Origin of the sequence: Luteimonas terrae, from assembly GCF_004358165.1 — a bacterium.
GTDB classification, from domain to species: Bacteria; Pseudomonadota; Gammaproteobacteria; order Xanthomonadales; family Xanthomonadaceae; genus Luteimonas; species Luteimonas terrae.
The window spans coordinates 868,538-886,301 of the sequence record NZ_SMTG01000002.1; the positions used below are offsets into that span (position 1 = coordinate 868,538).

Annotated in this window: 12 protein-coding genes; 4 read left to right on the forward strand and 8 right to left on the reverse strand. The window is 68.7% G+C overall.

Annotated features, from left to right (window positions below; translation table 11 throughout):
* Positions 1 to 19: 19 nt before the first annotated feature.
* From E2F49_RS04285 to E2F49_RS04295, 3 genes are all read right to left on the reverse strand, one after another.
* Positions 20 to 2,149: a M13 family metallopeptidase gene (locus E2F49_RS04285; RefSeq protein ID WP_243713423.1), complete on the reverse strand. Its 2,130-nt coding sequence runs from the start codon at positions 2,147 to 2,149 to the stop codon at positions 20 to 22.
* Positions 2,150 to 2,285: 136 nt separating this feature from the next.
* A complete protein-coding gene (locus E2F49_RS04290; protein ID WP_243713424.1) occupies positions 2,286 to 3,254 on the reverse strand; it encodes a D-hexose-6-phosphate mutarotase in 969 nt (322 codons plus the stop codon).
* Positions 3,255 to 3,412: 158 nt separating this feature from the next.
* Positions 3,413 to 4,327: a LysR family transcriptional regulator gene (locus E2F49_RS04295; protein WP_133392749.1), complete on the reverse strand. Its 915-nt coding sequence runs from the start codon at positions 4,325 to 4,327 to the stop codon at positions 3,413 to 3,415.
* 101 nt (positions 4,328 to 4,428) lie between these two features.
* Here E2F49_RS04295 and E2F49_RS04300 point away from each other — a divergent pair, with 101 nt between their 5' ends.
* Positions 4,429 to 5,130, forward strand: coding sequence for a pirin family protein (locus E2F49_RS04300; protein WP_133392750.1), 702 nt, complete (start codon positions 4,429 to 4,431; stop codon positions 5,128 to 5,130).
* A 304-nt stretch (positions 5,131 to 5,434) separates the two neighbouring features.
* Positions 5,435 to 6,739 (forward strand): glycoside hydrolase family 16 protein, encoded by a 1,305-nt coding sequence (locus E2F49_RS04305; protein ID WP_341777512.1) that lies wholly within the window; start codon positions 5,435 to 5,437, stop codon positions 6,737 to 6,739.
* A gap of 35 nt (positions 6,740 to 6,774) precedes the next feature.
* On the opposite strand, the gene E2F49_RS04310 is transcribed toward E2F49_RS04305, so the two are convergent.
* On the reverse strand, positions 6,775 to 7,734 hold the full coding sequence (locus E2F49_RS04310; protein WP_133392752.1) for a glutaminase: 960 nt from the start codon (positions 7,732 to 7,734) through the stop codon (positions 6,775 to 6,777).
* A gap of 84 nt (positions 7,735 to 7,818) precedes the next feature.
* Positions 7,819 to 10,938, reverse strand: a complete 3,120-nt coding sequence (locus E2F49_RS04315) for a discoidin domain-containing protein (protein WP_133392753.1) — start codon at positions 10,936 to 10,938, stop codon at positions 7,819 to 7,821.
* Between the two features lie 254 nt (positions 10,939 to 11,192).
* Between E2F49_RS04315 and E2F49_RS04320 the strand changes: the two genes are divergently transcribed.
* A complete protein-coding gene (locus tag E2F49_RS04320) occupies positions 11,193 to 12,155 on the forward strand; it encodes a glutathione S-transferase family protein (protein WP_133392754.1) in 963 nt (320 codons plus the stop codon).
* Between the two features lie 9 nt (positions 12,156 to 12,164).
* On the opposite strand, the gene gloA2 is transcribed toward E2F49_RS04320, so the two are convergent.
* Both gloA2 and E2F49_RS04330 read right to left on the reverse strand, forming a co-directional pair.
* On the reverse strand, positions 12,165 to 12,554 hold the full coding sequence (gene gloA2 / locus E2F49_RS04325) for an SMU1112c/YaeR family gloxylase I-like metalloprotein (RefSeq protein WP_133393448.1): 390 nt from the start codon (positions 12,552 to 12,554) through the stop codon (positions 12,165 to 12,167).
* A complete protein-coding gene (locus E2F49_RS04330) occupies positions 12,551 to 13,453 on the reverse strand; it encodes a dienelactone hydrolase family protein (protein WP_133392755.1) in 903 nt (300 codons plus the stop codon). The genes gloA2 and E2F49_RS04330 overlap by 4 nt, the downstream gene beginning before the upstream one ends.
* Positions 13,454 to 13,651: 198 nt before the next feature.
* On the opposite strand from E2F49_RS04330, the gene E2F49_RS04335 reads away from it, so the two are divergent.
* Positions 13,652 to 16,447 carry a TonB-dependent receptor gene (locus E2F49_RS04335; RefSeq protein WP_133392756.1) on the forward strand — a complete coding sequence of 932 codons (2,796 nt, stop codon included), beginning with the start codon at positions 13,652 to 13,654 and terminating at the stop codon, positions 16,445 to 16,447.
* Positions 16,448 to 16,815: 368 nt separating this feature from the next.
* Here E2F49_RS04335 and E2F49_RS04340 read toward each other — a convergent pair whose 3' ends face one another.
* Positions 16,816 to 17,736 carry a DUF2817 domain-containing protein gene (locus E2F49_RS04340; RefSeq protein WP_133392757.1) on the reverse strand — a complete coding sequence of 307 codons (921 nt, stop codon included), beginning with the start codon at positions 17,734 to 17,736 and terminating at the stop codon, positions 16,816 to 16,818.
* Positions 17,737 to 17,764: the final 28 nt, after the last annotated feature.

Consider the following 17,764-nt stretch of genomic DNA (forward strand, 5'->3'; position numbering starts at 1 on the left):
GCGCGATGCCGCGTCTGGATCACCAGATCCGGACGCGATCCTCCGGCGCGATGTACAGCGCGTCCTGCTCGGTCACGTCGAACGCGTCGTACCACGCGTCGACGTTGCGCAGCGGCGCGAACGCACGGATGTGACCGGGCGAGTGCGTGCCGTTGACGAGCTGCTGACGCAGCGCGTCGTCGCGCCACAGGGTGCGCCAGACCTGCGCCCAGCCCATGAACAGACGCTGCTCGCCGCTGAAGCCGTCCAGCTCCGGCGCCGGCTTGCCGTCGAGCGAACGACGATAGGCCTCGAGCGCGATCGTGATGCCGCCGAGGTCGCCGATGTTCTCGCCCATCGCAACCTTGCCGTTGATGTGCATGCCCGGCAGCTGCGGGAACTCGTAGGCCTCGTACTGGGCGCCGAGCTTGGCGGCCTGGGCTTCGAACTTCGCCGCGTCGTCGGCAGTCCACCAGTCGCGCAGCACGCCTTCGCCATCGGACTTGCGGCCCTGGTCGTCGAAACCATGGATGATCTCGTGGCCGATCACGCCGCCGATGGCGCCGTAGTTGACCGCCGGATCGGCCTCGGGATCGAAGAACGGCGGCTGCAGGATCGCCGCCGGGAACACGATCTCGTTCTTGACCGAGTTGTAGTAGGCGTTGACGGTCTGCGGGGTCATGCCCCACTCGCCCTTGTCGACCTCCTTGCCCAGGCGCGCAAGGCGGTAATCCCATTCGAAGGCCATCGCGCGCTCGGCGTTGCCGAACACGTCGCCGGCCCTGACGTCATAGGCGGTGTAGTCGCGCCACGTGTCCGGATGGCCGATCTTCAGACCGAAGCCTTCGAGCTTCTTCCGCGCTTCGGCCTTGGTCTGCGCGCCCATCCAGTCGAGCTGGTCCAGACGCGCGCCCATCGCCACCTTCACGTTGGCGACCAGCTCGTCCATCTTGGCCTTCGAATCGGCCGGGAAATACAGCTCGACGTAGTCGCGGCCGATCGCCTCGCCCATCGTGCCTTCGGCGAACGCGACGCCGCGCTTCCAACGCTCCTGCTGTTCCGGCTGGCCGGACAGGAACTTGTTGCGGAATTCGAAGCGCGCATCGCTGAAATCCTTCGACAGCAGCGTCGCCGCGTTGTCGATGGTGTGGAAGGCCTGCCAGGCCTGCAGCGTGCCGACGTCGGCCTCGTCGTAGATCGCGGCGAGCTTGGGAATCGCGGTGCTCTGGCGCACGACCGCGCGCGGTGCCTGCGGCAGACCAGCAGCGGCGAAGTACGTCGCCCACGGGAAGCCCGGCGCGGTGGTCGCGAATGCCGACAGCTCGACGGGGTTGTAGGTCTTGTCGCGGTCGCGGCTCTCGGCGCGGGTCCAGTGCGCCTCGGCGATCTTGGTCTCCAGCGCGAGGATGGCCTCGGCGTTCTGCTGCGGGTTGTCCCAGCCGCCCAGCTCGAGCATCTGCGCGATGTAGGCCTGGTAGCGCTCGCGCTGCGGCGCGAAGTTCTCGCGCAGGTACATCTCGCGATCGCCCAGGCCCAGACCGGACTGGCTCATGTACAGCGTGTAGCGGTCGGGATCGCGCTGGTCGTCGGACACGCCCAGACCGAAGAAGCTGCGGCCGAAGTCGCCCTGGCTCTTGCCCATCAGCGTGGCCAGCGCGTCCTTGTCGGTCGCGGCGCGGATCGCGTCGAGCTTGGGCGCGAGCGGCTTGGCGCCCAGCGCTTCGATCGCGGCCTCGTCCATGAAACCGGTGTAGAGCGTGGCGACCTTGGCGCGGTCCGGATTGGCGGTGTCACCGGTCTGGTAGCCTTCGACGAGCTGGCGCACGCGTGCTTCCGAAAGGTCGCGCAGCACGAGGAACGCGCCGTAGCTCGACTTGTCCGACGGGATCTGCGTGTTCTTGGCCCAGGTGCCACTGACGTAGCGGAAGAAGTCCTCGCCCGGACGCACGCTGGTGTCCATGCCGGCGGTGTCGATGCCCCATGTACCCATGCGCTTGGCGGCGACGGTCGCCTCGGCGCCGCCGGCATTGGCCGATGCGTCGGTCTGGAACAGCGACTGCAGGCTGCAGGCCTCGTCGAGGCAGGCGTGGTCGTGATCGTGGGCGGCGGCGGACGAGGCCGCCATCGTCAGCGCGAGCGCCGTGGCTGCGGACAGCAGGGTCTTCTTCAAGGTCGATCTCCAGATGGCATACGGGGCCGGCCGCACGGTTGCGCGCGAAACCGGACCCCAAGGATAGCTGCTCGGGTCCACGCGTCGGCCCGGTGGCGCACCCAACCAATGGCACGTGCGCCGGCGGCCGCGGCCTTCAGTCCCGCGGCAGCACGCGGACCTGCTGCATCAGCGTATGCGTGGCGCCCGGTGCAAGCGCGATGCGATCGGGGCCCGCATTGGCCGCTTCCAGACACAGGAAGCCACGCCAGGCGCCGTGGCCCATGTCGCTGCTGCGCTCGGCCGAGGCCTCGCCCGGGTTCCACACCACCAGCGAGCGGCTGCCGCCGGTCACCAGCTCGATGCGGCGGTCGAGGCCGGCATCGTCGAGCACGTAGCGGCCGGGCGCGTCGCGATAGATGTAGTCGCTGCGGCCCGGATCGCGAGCATCGTCGAGTTGCCAGTCGCCACGCTGCGGATGCTCGGCATACCCGTCGTTCTTGTCGAGGAAGCGCAGACCGTCGAGGCCCTGCACCCGCACGCGGTGCACGTCGGAGACGCGGAAGTAGCTGTGCAGCGCCTGGGTGAACACGACCGGCGCGTCACCGGTGTTGGTGGTCACCAGGCGCTGCTCGAGCGTCGCGCCGACGTGCAGTTCCATGCGCAGCGTCAGCGGCAGACCGTCCAGCGCGGGCGGGGCCAGCGTCAGGCGCAGGCTGCCGTCGGCGTCGCGCCGGGCCGACGCCACCTGCCAGCGCACGGTGCGCGCGAAGCCGTGCGACGGCACGTCGTCGCCCTGCCCCTGCCGGCCGAAGTACGGCCAGATCACCGGCACGCCGCCGCGGATCGCCGCTGGCGCGGGCGCCAGTGCGGGCGACAGCCACAGAACGTCCTCGTGTCCGTCCGGCGCCCAGGACAGCAGATGCCCACCATGCACGGCGATGGCCGCACGCGCGCCCTGGGCTTCGAGCAGCAGTGCCGGCATGCCGGCGAACGTGCCCAGGCGCAGGCCCTGCACGTCGGGAATGCGATAGCCCGCCGCGTCGAAGGCGGTGCCGGCCGCGGCTTGGGTCGCAGCGAAGTCGGCAGGCGTGGTGAAGCGGGTTTCGGCGGCGTGTTCGGTCATGGTTCCGGGGGACGTGGATGCAGGCGAGTTGGTGGGCGGGCTGACACAACCGGACAGTGCCAGCAGCAGACAGGACAGCAGGAGGTTCGATCGCATAGGGGTCGCTGACGCGGCGGACATCGCAGGGTAGCGGCGGTGCGCGTGCCTGCCCATCCCGCTCAGTCGGCGGCCGCCCACGGCGCCTGCGACAGGCGCCTGGCGAGGTGATCGATCAGTGCCTGCACGCGCGCGGGGCGGCTGCGCCCCGGCGGCATGACCACGTGCACGGCGATCTCGGGCGGCTGCCAGCCCGGCAACGCGACTTCGAGTGCGCCGCGCTTGAGCTCGCGCCAGACCAGGAATTCCGGCTGCAGGGCCAGTCCCTGCCCGGCCAGCAACGCCGGGGTCAGCGCTTCCGCGTTGTTGGCGCGCAGCACCGACGGGATGCCGACCGAGTAGTCGCCATGACGCGCATGGTGGAAGCGCCAGGCCGTGCCGGAGCGCGCGTACGCGTAGGTCAGGCCGCGATGCGTGGCGAGATCGCGCGGATGCTTCGGCCGGCCTGCGCGTTCGAAGTAGGCCGGCGCGCCGACCAGCAGGATGCGCACGCCGCACAGCCGACGTGCCAGCAGGCTGGAATCGTCGAGGTTGCCGATGCGCAGCGCCAGATCGAAGCCGCCGCCGACGATGTCGACGGTCTCGTCGCCGAGGACCAGCTCGATGGTGACGTCCGGGAACCTCGCCATGAACGCGGGCAGCAGCGGGGCCAGGTGGGCGACGCCGAAGGACATCGGCGCGGCCATGCGCACGTGGCCGCGCGGACTGACCGCCTGCGCGGTGACCGCGGCCTCCACGGCCTCGCCCTCGGCCAGCAGCCGCGCCGCGCGGTCCACCGCGGCCTGGCCGGCGGCGGTCAGCGTCATGCGTCGCGACGTGCGGTGCAGCAGCGGCGTACCGATGCGCTTCTCCAGGCGCGCGATGGCCTTGGACACGGTCGGCTGGGTGATGCCCAGCGATTCGGCGGTCGCCGCGAACGAGCCCAGCTCGGCGACACGCGCGAAGATCGCCCAGGCTTCGAGGTCGGGAAGCTGCATGACATCACAGATGGAATGGATGGAGTTCCATTCTTTCCGTTCCTTGTGCGCGGAGCAAGGCGTAACGTGGCGCCATTCCCGAACACCTGCTGGAGAACGACATGATCGAACGCCGCCCCTTCGACACCCTCGGCGCCGCCAACCACGGCTGGCTGGATGCACACCACCACTTCTCGTTCGCGAACTATCACGAGCCGGCGCGCATGGGCTGGGGCGCGCTGCGGGTCTGGAACGACGACGTCATCGCGCCGCGCACCGGCTTTCCGCCGCACCCGCATTCGGACATGGAGATCATCACCTACGTCCGCGAAGGTGCGATCAGCCACAAGGACAACCTCGGCAATGCGGGCCGCACCGCCGCCGGCGACGTGCAGGTGATGAGCGCCGGCACCGGCATCCAGCACGCCGAATACAACATGGAAGGCGAGCAGAGCCGGATCTTCCAGATCTGGATCATTCCCGACGCCCGCGGCGGTGCGCCGACCTGGGGCACCAAGCCGTTCCCGAAGGATGCGCGCAGCGGTGATTTCGTCGCATTGGCCAGCGGCATCGAGGGCGACGAGGACGCTTTGCCGATCCGCGCGAACGCCCGCGTGCTCGGCGCGACGCTGAAGGCCGGCGACAGCGCGGAGTACGCATTCGGTGACGGACGCCTGGGCTATCTGGTGCCGGCAACCGGCGCGGTGGAGATCAACGGCGTGCGCATCGACGCCCGCGACGGCGCGGCGATCCGCGACGAGTCGACGATCCGCGTGACCGCGCTCGAAGATGCGGAGCTGGTGCTTGTCGACACCGCGCCCTGAGCCGTTTCGACCCGGTGCGATGCAGCCATCGCATCGCGCCGCAAACGTGCGCCGTCGATGTTGCGCTCGCAGCATCGCCGGCGTTTTCGTGTGCGGGTTTTCACGGGATCCGAACGCGATTCCGTGACTCCGTGCCCCGAATGCGACATCGGGGTGCGCTGGCTTTGACAGCGTTGTCAATGGCGGGCAGGTTCGAGCCCGGTCCAGAACAGGGGTGGGCCGACCCGCCATCACGCAAGGAGCCCACATGGATCGCACGACACTGCTCGCACTGCCTGCAGCCGCCTGCTTCGGCCTCGCCGCCATGACCGTTGCGCCCGTCGCGCAGGCACAGACACCGGTCTGGCAGGAGAACTTCAACGGCAACTCGATCGACGGCAACACCTGGACCTACGACGTTGGCACCGGCTGCCAGATCGGCATCTGCGGCTGGGGCAACAGCGAGCTGCAGTACTACACCTCTCGCCCGGAGAACGCACGCGTCGAGAACGGCAACCTGGTCATCGAGGCGCGACGCGAAAATTTCGAAGGCAGCCCCTTCACCTCCGCGCGCCTGAAGACCGAGGGTCGCGTGCACTTCAAATACGGCACGCTGGAAGCGCGCATCAAGACACCGGAAGTAGGCAACGGCCTGTGGCCCGCGTACTGGATGCTCGGCGCGATCGGCGTGTGGCCGGACCGCGGGGAGATCGACATCATGGAGATCGGTCACGTCGACGGCATCGCCGCGGGCATGGCCAATCGCCGGGTCGGCGGCGCGGTGCACTGGAACTATGGCGGCGGTCACGCCAGTCATGCCGACTACACGGATTTTCCGTCCAACCTGCACGACGACTACCGCATCTACCGCATGACCTGGGACCCGCAGTTCATCCGCGTCACCGTCGACGGCGTGCAGTACTTCGAGATGGCGATCTCCGACATCGAAGGCGCCTCGCTGCACGAATTCCACCAGCCGCACTACCTGCTGCTCAACCTCGCGGTCGGCGGCACCTACACCGGCGTGTTCGACCCGAACGCGATCAGCGCGCCGCTGCCCGGCAAGATGCTGGTCGACTGGATCCGCCTGTACCAGGACCACCCCGACAGCGAGCTGCAGGTCGGTGGCAGCAATGCGGTACCGGCCGGTCGCTTCGGCGTGTACTCCGAGCAGAGCGGCCTGGCGGGCGCGCTCGATTTCGGCAGCGATGCGGATCTGTTCGTCTGGAACAACCTCGCGCCGATCGCCGCCGCGCCGTTCGAAGGCGGTGAGGTCATGGCGTTCCGCGCCAGTGCCGGCCAGTGGTTCGGGCTGGGCATCGTCACCGACTACCGCAACATGAGCGCCTACGCGGGCGGTGCGCTGAAGTTCCACATGCGCACCACCACGCAGTCGACGTTCAAGATCGGCATCAACACCTCGTTCGGCGACAGCTGGGTCGACTTCACCGCCAGCGGGCCGAACTACGGACTGGTGCGCGACGGCAACTGGCACCAGGTGACGATTCCCTTCAGTGCCTTCTACGACCTCGATCTGCACGCGGTGAAACAGATGTTCATGGTGGTCGCCGACCCGCCGGCGCAGGATGTCGAACTGGTCATCGACAACGTCTACTACCAGAGCCCGTGATCACGCAGGCCGGGCGTGGCACGCCGCGCCCGGCCTCAGAACACCGACAGGCCAGTCATGCGCGTGAACCGGTGCAGGGCGTAACCGCCGAGCAGCGAGTTGCCCTTCTCGTCCAGCGCCGGTGACCACACGCACAGGTTCAGCACGTGCGGCACCACCGCGACGATGCCGCCGCCGACGCCGCTCTTGGCCGGCAGGCCCACGTGGAACGCGAACTCGCCTGCCGCGTCGTAGGTGCCGCAGGTCATCATGACGGCGTTGATGCGCTTGGCGCGTTCGATGCTGGTCACCTGCTCGCCCGAGGACGGGCATTTCCCGCGGCAGGCCAGAAACTGCAGGCTGCGCGCGAGGTCGATGCAGTTCATCTTCAGCGCGCACTGGAAGTAGTACAGGTCCAGCACCGCCTGCACGTCGTTCCTGATGTTGCCGAAGCTGCGGATGAAGTTGGCCAGCGCCACGTTGCGGTAGCCGCTCTTGCGCTCCGATTCCCAGATGTCGTCGTCGCGTCCGATGTCCGGGTTGCCGGCACGCTCGCGCATGAATTCCAGCAGCGCGGCTTCGGGATCGTCGTAGTGCGACAGCAGCACGTCGGCGACGACGATCGCGCCGGCGTTGATGAAGGGATTGCGCGGAATGCCGGCCTCGTGCTCGAGCTGGATCAGCGAATTGAACGGATCACCCGAGGGCTCGCGCCCGACCCGCTTCCACAGATCGTCGCCGGCCTTGTCGAGCGCGAGGGTGAGCGTGTGGACCTTGGACATGCTCTGGATCGAGAACGGCCGGTGCGCCTCGCCGGCCGTGTACACGTCGCCATCGAGCGTGACCACCGCCATGCCGAAGGTGTCGCGCGGCACGTCGGCGAGCGCGGGAATGTAGTCGGCTACCTTGCCCTTCTGCTCGCCGAAGCGCTCGCGCACTTCGGCGTGGATCGTCGAGACGATGTCCTGCAGGTCGTGACGGCTCAGGTCGTGCGGGTTCTGCGGGGGACTGCGCATGGCGCCTCGGCTGGAGGGCGGCGTAAGTGCCGGCTGCGCAGGATGGCGTCGCGGCCGTGACCATCCGGTCACGCCACGACGGTGTCAGTCGGTGGACCAGTCCGCTTCGAGTATGCGGAACGTCGCCGGCAGCGTGATGCCCTGCGCGTCGAACGTCTGCATCTCCGCGCCGTCGACGCGCACGTGCCGCGGCCGTGCGCGCTGTGGCCACGCGAGATGCACGGTGCTGCCCGCACGCAATCCGTCGCCGAGTGCGACCTCGAGGCGCGCGGCATCGCCACGCGCCCGGAGGGTCAGCGGTCCGTAGGCCGTCGGCAGCGCATCGAGTCGCAGGCCCTCGCCCGTCAGCCAGTCGATCGGGGTACCGGGCAGCAGCCGCAGCATCGCGTCCTCCTCGCGCATCAGCATGCCGAACAGCGCCCGCGCGTATTCGGCGCCGATCCAGGTATGCGGCATGTCGCCGAGATAGCGCGGAAAGCGCAGGCGCGAATGCACCACCTCGCCCCAGACGTGCCAGGGGCGCGGCCGCCGGTCGGCGAACATCCGCGACAGCATCTCCCACGCGGCGTCGGGCTGGTCGAGATGCACGAAGGTCAGCACGTTGCGCAGTTCGTAGGGCGAATACGCATACAGCGCATCGGGCGCCGAGTTGCGACGGAAGTCGGCCAGATAGCGGTCGAAGGTGGTGCGCAGCGCGTCGGGCGGCAGCAGGTCCTGCTGTCCGGTCGGGTCGAGCGCGATCGAGACACTGGTGGGATCGTTGCCCCCCAGATCGGCGGCCGGGGGCACCGTGTCCTGCCCACTCCAGGCCATCGTCGCGCGGATCGATGCGGCGACGTCGGTGCGCAGCGCGTCGTACTGCGCACGCGCCCACGCGGCGGTGTCCGCATCGCCCAGCTGCCCGGCGAGCCAGGCACCGTCGTGCCAACCCTTGAGCGCCCAGTAGTCGTCCCAGTAGCTGTGCGTCGGACTGGAATAGCCTTCGTGGCTGATCGACGGCGCGATGATGCCGCGGAACCGCTCCGGCGCCGGAGCATCGGCCATGTAGCCCGGCACCAGCGTGCGCTCGCGCAGCGTCTGCAGAAAGCGCATCGCCGCGGTCACCTGCGGCAGGTAGTCGCGCACGGTCTCCGGCCCGCCGTCGAGGCGCGCGACATCGGCCACCAGGGCGATGTACTGGCCCTGCGCGTCGAACTCGATGTCGGACCCGAAGCCGGTGAACAGCGTGCCGTCGTCGTTGATGATCGGCGAGACCAGACCCGACTCGCGCACCGCGTGATCGCTGTACCAGCGCAGAAAATCCCGGGCGACATCCGCCTGGCCCAGGCGCAGCAGCACCGCGGCGGTCGCGGCGCCGTCGCGGATGAAGGAGCGGTCGTAGTTGCGCGGGCCCGGCTGCATCGCCTGGCCGGTGCGGTTGATCAGCATGTAGGCCGCCTGCGTGCGCAGCGCATCGACCATGTCGGCATCCGGCAAGGTGATGTGCACATTGCCGAAGCGCGCCCGCCAGTCGTCGGCGACCGCGGCGGCCAGCGCATCGAAACTCGCGTCCGGTGTCGCGGCGACACGCAGCGAGGCCGGCACGAGTGCCGGCGCTTCGGGCAGCGGGCCGTGGTTGCGGTCCGTGCGCGTGAGGCCGAGCGGAAACGCGACGACGACCGATTCGCTGGCACCCGGTGCGAGCCGCATGCGATAGCCGAGCAGCGACGCCGCCAGACCGGCATCGTCGTGCGCGGACTGCGCAGCGGGCGCCGTGCCGGCCGCGGCATGCGGCGTGAGCTCGGTCGCGCCGTCTTCGCCGAACGCCGCCGCGCCCTGGTGCGTCGGCGGCGTCAGCGATGTCAGCAGCGTGCGGTCGTTGACGCGGACCGCGGTGCCGAGCGGATCGGCGGCGATCGCGATCTCGCGGATCGGCGACAGCCCGCCGTTCTGCCACGGCGGATTCATCTGCATCGGACGTACCAGCAGCGACAGCGTGCCGTCGATCGCGGTCGCGCCGCGGTTGGTGACGCGATGTCGCAGCAAGGTCACCGGCTGGCCGTCGAGTGTCGTGGTGAAGGTCTCGCTGCGCACGGCGATGTCCGGTGTCGCGGTCCAGTCGACCGCCGGCATCGGCATCCAGCGATCGCGCAGCGTGTGCACCGGCGTTCCGGTGGCCGCGCTGGCGGCGCCACGTGCATCGCGCCAGATCGCCTGCACCAAGGGCGCGTCCTTCCAGGCTTCGAGATTGCCCCACTCGTCGAAGATCGATTTCTGCAGGCCGCCGTGCACGCCGACGACGGTCCAGTAGGTCTGCTGCATGCGCAGCGACGGCGGGAACAGCGCCGCGGTGCCACGCGCGGCGGCCGACTGGTAGGCGCGCATCGGCGTCATCACCTCGCCGGGCCCGAGCAACCGCAGACGTGCGACCGCAGGCGGCGCACCGTCACCACGCGTCACACTGACGCGCAGTCCGCGCGTCTCCAGTGCGACCGGACTCGCCAGCGCCGACACGCCGCCATCGCCGGGGAACGGATCGCGCGCCACGACCTGCCAGTCGCCTTCAGCGTCGCGTGCTTCCAGGGTCGCGCCGCTGCGCGTGCCGGCCCATTCGACGCGCAGGCCGGCGGTGGGCTGCGGCGATGCGAACGCCAACGCGACGCGTCCCGAATCGCCGTCCATTCCGACCGGCACCGGCGTATCGCCCCTGCGCCAGACGCGCGCGTTGCCCGCATCGTCCAGCCCGTCGATCCGCGGCGCCTCGGCGACCGGCAGCGGTTCGAACTCGAAGATCGACACGCCCCAGTCCGAGGTCTTCGGCAACGCCGCCAGCCGCAGCCAGCGCGCACGCACCGGCGCGAAGAACAGCGTCTCCACCCCACCCAGCGAATCCGCCTGCACGTGCACGTCGCGCCAGTCACCTGCGCGCTCGGCGGCCTGCAGCACGAACCCTTCGGGGTTGGCGAGATCCCAGCGGATGCGCACGCCGCCGATGTCGGCCGCGCGGCCCAGATCGACCTGGAACCAGTGCCCGGCACTGAACGCGCCACCGGTCTTCGTGGTGGGATCGCCGTCGATCAAATGTCCAATCGCCTCGGCCTGCACCTGGGTCGAGGAACTCGTCGCCGTCCAGGACGCGCGCGGCGGCAGTCCTTCCTGTGCGAATGCAGCCACGCCGACCAGCGCACACATCGACCCGCACAGCCACCGCATCCGCTTCCGCATCGCGCGCCTGTCCTGTCTTCGCACGCCCTCCCCAGGGTCGCGACGCCGGCACGTGGGCCGCCGCGACCGCGAGCGTAACCGTTTTCAAGCGTCGCCGGCGCGGCACCCGCGGCGGCCTCCCACACGCCCGATCACCGCGCACGCGCGTCCGGAATCCGCCTCCAGCCCGGCTGAATCGGCGCCTGGGGACGTCGCCTTGACCCTGCATCGGCCAGGCTTGGCGTCCTCGCGCACCCGCACAGGACACCGGACACATGGGCATGCTGATCGAAGGCCGCTGGGAATCCGACGACGACTCGCTCGTCGACGACGACGGCAGGCTGCAACGCCCGCAGTCCGTGTTCCGCAACTGGGTCACCGCCGACGGCGCGCCCGGCCCGACCGGCGCAGGCGGCTTCGAGGCGGAGCCGGGCCGCTACCACCTCTACATCGCACGTGCCTGCCCCTGGGCGCACCGCGCGACGATCTTCCGGGAGCTCAAGGGCCTGCAGGCGATGATCGGCCTGTCGGTCACGCACTGGCTGATGGCCGACGATGGCTGGACCTTCGCGACCGGCCCGGGCGTGATCGCCGATCCGCTGCATGGCGTGGACACGCTGTGGCAGCTCTACGCCAAGGCGGATTCCAGCTACACCGGACGCGTCACGGTACCGGTGTTGTGGGACACGCGGCGCGAGACCATCGTCAGCAACGAATCGGCCGACATCATCCGCATGTTCAACAGCGCCTTCGACGGCGTCGGCGCGACGCCCGGCGACTACGCGCCGGCGGCGCTGCTCGGCGAGATCGACGCACTCAATACGCGCATCTACGACGGTCTCAACAACGGCGTGTACAAGGCCGGCTTCGCGACCGACCAGCAGGCCTACGAGGACGCCGCGCGGGGCGTGTTCGAGACGCTGGACTGGCTCGAATCCCACCTCGCCGATCGCCGGTGGCTGTGCGGCGACGTGCAGACCGAGGCCGACTGGCGTCTGTTCACCACCCTGCTCCGTTTCGATGCCGTCTACCACGGCCACTTCAAGTGCAATCTGCGGCGGTTGTCCGACTATCCCGTGCTATCGGCTTACACGCAGCGCCTGTACGCGGAGCCGGCGGTCGCGCCGACGGTCAATTTCGACCACATCCGCCGGCACTACTACCAGAGCCACCGCCAGATCAACCCCAGCGGCATCGTGCCGATCGGGCCGGAGCTGGCGTTCGCCGAAGCCTTCTGACGCTTCGGGTCAGGCGGTCTCGTACAACTCCAGCGGCAGACCGTCGGGATCGCTGAAGAATACGAAGCGCGCGCCCGTGTACGCATCGATGCGCACCGGCTCCAATGCCACGCCCTGCCCGGCCAGTCGTGCGCACGCGGCGTCGAGATCGTCGACGGCAAACGCGAGATGGCGCAGGCCGCGCGCCTCCGGCCACGAGGCGCGCGGCGGCGCGTCGGGAAACGAGAACAGCTCGATCTGACCGCCATCGGGCAGCGCCAGATCGAGCTTCCAGGACTGCCGCGCCTCGCGGTAATGCTCGGCCACGATGCGCAGGCCCAGCGTGTGGACGTAGAACGCCTTCGACACCGCGTAGTCGCCGCAGATCACCGCCGCGTGGTGGATGCCGCGCAGCATCAGGCCGGTGCGTGCAGGGTGCGCGCGAACAGCGCGAGCATGCGCGCCCAGGCGTCCCTCGCGGCGGCTTCGTCGTAGCGCGGCGTGGTGTCGTTGTTGAAGCCATGCTCGGTATCTGCCGGCTGGAACAGCGTGTACGTCTTGCCGGCAGCCTTCAGGGCAGCTTCGTAATCGGGCCATCCGGCATTGACGCGGACATCGTTGGACGCGAGCACGACGAGGAGCTCGGCGGTGATCTTCGGCACGTCCTCGAGCGGCGCCGCCGGACCGTAGAACGGCACCGCGGCTTTCAGATCCGGCAGGCGCGTGGCGAGCCAGTTCGCCATGCCGCCGCCGTAGCAGAAGCCGACGACGCCGAGCCGGCCGTTGCCGCCGTCGACGGTTCGCAGGAATGCGGCCGCCGCGACGAAATCCGCGCGCGCCTTGTCCTGGTCGAGCGTGGCGAACAGGGCGCGTGCCGCGTCCTCCTCGCCCGGATACCCGCCCTTCGGAAACAACGCGTCGGGCGCGAATGCGATGTAGCCCTCGAGTGCGACGCGCCGGGCGACATCCTCGATGTGCGGGTTGAGACCGCGGTTCTCGTGCACCACCAGCACCAGCGGCAAGGGGCCGGTCGCGCCGTCCGGTCGCACCAGATAGCCGCGGCCGCGCCCGTTGCCTTCGGGCGAATCGAACTCGCGGTAGCTCGCCTGCAGGCGCGCATCGTCGGGCGCGATCTGCTGCGCGCTGGCGAACTGCGGCGTCAGCGCGGCGAGGATGCCGGCCGCGCCGGCAGCGCCCGCGATGCGGCTTGCGCGCGTGAGAAATCCGCGCCGGTCGATCGCGCCGTGCACGTACTGGTCGAACAGGTCGAGCACGTCGGGATCGAAATCGCGTGCGGTGAGCTTGGGCGGCGTAACCATGGCGAAGTCCTGCAGCGGTCCGGAAGCGCCATCGTAATGCGCGCGCGTCGCGACGGCGCACCGTGTGCATCCGATGCGCTGCATCGCAACAAAACTTCAATGAAGCGTCGTTAGCCTCCGCCCCGGCCCTGACAGGCCTGTCGCGTCGCGTGCCCGTGCACGGCGCATCGCTCGTCCAATCCAAGGGGAACACCTGGCATGAAGTCCAACTACCCGGCGCGTCGCGCGTCCGGGCTGCGTCCGCGCTGTCTGAGCCGGAGCATCCACATCCTTCTCGTCGGCGGCATGGTCGCCATGCCGACATTCGCCATCGCACAGGACGCGCCGGCCAACGACGAGATCCAGGCGCTGGACGCCGTTTCCGTCACCGGCAGCTACAGCCGCAGCCTCGAGCAGGCAGTGGACCTCAAGCGCGACAACGTGGGCTTTTCCGATTCGATCGTCGCCACCGACGTGGCCGATTTCCCGGAACAGAATCTCGCCGAAGCGCTGCAGCGCATGCCCGGCGTGACCATCGAACGCAACAAGGGCCTGGGTTCGCGCGTCAACGTGCGCGGCCTGCCCTCCGACTACACGCACGTCTCGATCAACGATCTCGCCACGGCCTCGGGCAGCGGCGGCCGCGAGGTCGAGTTCGACATCTTCGCGTCCGAGATCATCCAGCAGGTCACGGTGCAGAAGTCGCCAACCGCCGCGGACGAGGAAGGCGGCATCGCCGGTTCGGTGGACATCTCCACCGCGCGCCCCTTCGACTACGGCTCGCGGCAGCTGGTCGGCTCGGTCGAAGGCGCGCACAACTCGATCTCCGAAGAGACCGATCCGAAGATCTCGTTTCTGGCCTCCGACACCTGGGGCGACTGGGGCGCGCTGGTCTCGTTCTCCAAGGCCAGGCGCACCAACCGCACCGACGCGACCTCGGGCATCAATTTCCGGCCAATGTCGCGCTTCCTCGGTGCCTCCGGCGTGCGCGGCGCGCAGGCCGAAGCGGTCATCGAGCGCGACACCGGCCGGCAGATCGGCAACCGCGCGAGCACCGCGGAGTCCAACCTGATCGTGTTCCAGGACAAGGTCGGCGACCGCGTGTTCCTCAACGAGCAGGACAAATGGGGCGCCACCGCGTCGCTGCAGTTCAAGCCCGGCAACGATTTCAGCCTGACCTTCGACGCGCTGATCGGCGGCTACGACACCACCGAGGACGAGTACGACGCGGCGGCCTACTCGGCCTCCAGCCGCAGCACGCTGGAGACGATCCACGCATACGACGACACCACGCTGGCGCAGCAGGGCATCCTGGTGCTGCGCGACGTGTCCTACACCGCGACCCAGCACGAGTTCCTGAGCAAGGAGCGTCGCAACGAGACCGACTTCCGCCAGTACAGCGCCGCGCTCGACTGGCGCGGCGACAGCTGGACCGTCGACGCCCTGCTCGGCTGGTCAGGCGCGAAGAAGACGCTGGACTACGCCAACCTCAAGCACGTCGCCTACGCGCCCTCGCGCACGCGCTGGACCGGCCACAGTGGCGAGACCATCCCGAGCGCCACGTCGAACGGTTTCGACATGTACGCCTCGCCCTCGCGCTATCTGTTCGAGGCCTACGAAACCACGCTCGAGCACATCGACGACGACAAGTACGCCGGCGAGGTCAACCTGCGCAGGACTTTCGATCTCGGTTTCCTGCCGGCGCTGCAGGCCGTGCAGTTCGGCGTGCGCCACACCGACAAGTCAAAAGAACGCCGGTACGGCGAAGCCAAGATTGGCGGACCTTCGGCGGGCAACAACAGCTGGGTCAACACACGCACGCTGGCCGACAGCCAGCTGCAGCCGATCGGCAACATCGTGCCCGGCGGCGCCTACACCGCGCGCGATCTGGACTGGCAGATGGTCGGCAACGACTACGCCCGCAGCACCTTCCGCTACGCCGGGTTCTCCACGCCCTTCGACGATGCCCAGTACTACCGCGTCGACGAACAGGCGACCGCGCTGTACGCGATGGCCGACTTCGCGTTCGACATCGGCCGGGTGCCGGTCGACATCAACGCGGGGGCGCGCTACATCGACACTTCGGTGACCTCGTTCGGCTACCACCCGGTGCAGAATCCGGACGGCACCACCGGCTATACCGACGCGCCGGTGTCGATGGACGGCGACTACAGCGACGTGCTGCCGAGCCTGAACATCACCGCGGAACTGGCCGAGGGCCTGCTGCTGCGCGCGGCCGCGTCGGAAACGCTGATCCGCCCGGCGATGACCGATATCGCCTACAAGCGCACGGCAAGCTGGAGCTCCTACCGGTTCACCGACGGCAACCCGGCGCTGCAGCCGACGTACGCCGACCAGTGGGAAGTCGGCCTGGAGAAGTACCTCTCCAACGGCGGTCTGCTGGCCGCGTCGTATTTCCGCAAGAAGATCGACGGCGTGGTGATCAACGCGCTGACGGGCATCGTCGAGGACGTACCGGTCTACAACGCCAACGGCACGCTCAACGGCATCTACGATTTCGACGTCTACCAGCCGGTCAATGCCGACGGCGCCTACGAGGTCGACGGCATCGAACTGATCGCACAGCTGCCGCTGGCGACCTTCCATCCGGTGCTCGAAGGCTTCGGCATCAACGCCAACTACACGATGCTCGACAGTTCGCTGGCCGGCGAATCCGACCTCGGCATCCAGACGCCGATGCCGGGCCTGGCCGAGAAGACCTGGAACCTGACCGCGTACTACGAGAACGACAGCTTCGACGCGCGCGTGTCTTACAACCACAAGAGCGAGTATGTGGAATCGATCGGCTACAACATGTATCCGATCTACCGCGACGCCTACGGCCAGCTCGACGTGTCGATCGGATATCGCCTCACCGACAACATCAAGCTGAGCCTCAAGGGCATCAACCTGACCGACGAGGCGACGACCGGCTACACCATGGATCCGTCGTTCCCGACGATGTACGAGCTGTCGGGTCGTCGTGTTTCGCTGGGACTTCGGGCGGATTTCTGATCCGCGCATTCGCTGGAATTGAAAAGGCCACCGCATGCGGTGGCCTTATTCTTTTCGGGATGAAATCCTGATTCATGCACGGTCCGCCTTCAGGACCCTCGTCCGCTGTCACGAGCTGATCGGCGAGCCATTGGCAGAGCCCACGCTGGCGGAAATCAGCCCCTTCCCCCGCCAGCGGGGGAAGGTCGGGATGGGGGCAAACGATCCGGTCGCAGCATCAACAGATTGCCCGTAGTGCAGGTGCTTGATTCCAAAATCCTGAGGATCTGGCCGTTTGCCCCCACCCAACCCTCCCCGCCGCGCGGGGGAGGGCTTCAGGTTTCGACATCCCCGGATCCGGCCTGGAGATTCAAGTACGCATGCGCCGCTCAGCGGTGCGCCAGCGCGTAGTCCAATGCCGCCACCACCGACGCAACCTGCGCCGCATTGCATTCTTCCGGCGACGTGCGCGGGCTGTCGGGGTAGACCTCGGTGGTCGTCACGTAGCGCGCACCGGTGATGCCGGCGCACAGGCCGAGCGCCTCGACCGGATACTCGATGACGCCATGGCCGACGACCGGCGATCCGATCATCTCGCCATTTGCGTCCGCCGGCGCGATGTGGGTCACCTGCTCCACCGCCGCGATGATCGCCTGCTGGAACGCGGGCTGCGGCTGCACGCTGTCGTCGACCAGATAGAAGCCGTCGGGAATGCCGCCGGGCTCGAACGCCTCGCCGTCGCGCGCGGCCTTGGCCGGGCGGAACTCCGACTCGTCGGTGTCGGTCGTCTCGTGCAGGTCCACGTGCACCAGCACCTGTCCGCGCAACGGCGCGAGCAGCGCGACCAGCGCGGCGGATTCCTGTGCGGGACTGCCTGCGCGGAACGAACGGTTCGGATCGATCGCGTCGAAATTCCAACGCTGGATGTGCTCGTAGCCCCAGGGACTCACGCAGGGCACGACCAACAGATTGATGCGGCCCGCGTATGCCTCGGCGGACCGCTCGACGAACTCGAATGCGCCGACGACGCCACTGGTCTCGTAACCGTGCACGCCGCCGCTGACCACGCCGACCGGCAGGTCCGGATTCCAGTCGCGGCTGCGGATCGCGAGCAGCGGATACGTACGACCGTCGGCCGACAGCGTCCCGTAGGTCTCGACGTCGAAACGCGCGCGCAGCGCATCGACGCGGGCGACGACATCGTCGGCGTGGCTGCGCTGGCGCACCTGGCGCGCACGCCAGTCGGCGCGTTCGGCCTCGCCCCAGGGCGTGCCGGGTGTGCCGATCGGATAGAAGCGGGTCTGCTGCATGTCGCGCACTCCATTGAAACGTGCGCGG

What these genes read in the sequence shown, in the direction of transcription:
- E2F49_RS04300 (WP_133392750.1), top strand. Translation starts at nt 4,429, where the DNA reads ATGATCGAACGCCGCCCCTTCGACACCCTCGGCGCCGCCAACCACGGC.
- E2F49_RS04315 (WP_133392753.1), bottom strand. Translation starts at nt 10,938, where the DNA reads ATGCGGAAGCGGATGCGGTGGCTGTGCGGGTCGATGTGTGCGCTGGTC.
- E2F49_RS04290 (WP_243713424.1), bottom strand. Translation starts at nt 3,254, where the DNA reads ATGACCGAACACGCCGCCGAAACCCGCTTCACCACGCCTGCCGACTTC.
- E2F49_RS04340 (WP_133392757.1), bottom strand. Translation starts at nt 17,736, where the DNA reads ATGCAGCAGACCCGCTTCTATCCGATCGGCACACCCGGCACGCCCTGG.
- E2F49_RS04310 (WP_133392752.1), bottom strand. Translation starts at nt 7,734, where the DNA reads ATGCGCAGTCCCCCGCAGAACCCGCACGACCTGAGCCGTCACGACCTG.
- E2F49_RS04335 (WP_133392756.1), top strand. Translation starts at nt 13,652, where the DNA reads ATGAAGTCCAACTACCCGGCGCGTCGCGCGTCCGGGCTGCGTCCGCGC.
- E2F49_RS04330 (WP_133392755.1), bottom strand. Translation starts at nt 13,453, where the DNA reads ATGGTTACGCCGCCCAAGCTCACCGCACGCGATTTCGATCCCGACGTG.
- E2F49_RS04305 (WP_341777512.1), top strand. Translation starts at nt 5,435, where the DNA reads ATGACCGTTGCGCCCGTCGCGCAGGCACAGACACCGGTCTGGCAGGAG.
- E2F49_RS04295 (WP_133392749.1), bottom strand. Translation starts at nt 4,327, where the DNA reads ATGCAGCTTCCCGACCTCGAAGCCTGGGCGATCTTCGCGCGTGTCGCC.
- E2F49_RS04320 (WP_133392754.1), top strand. Translation starts at nt 11,193, where the DNA reads ATGGGCATGCTGATCGAAGGCCGCTGGGAATCCGACGACGACTCGCTC.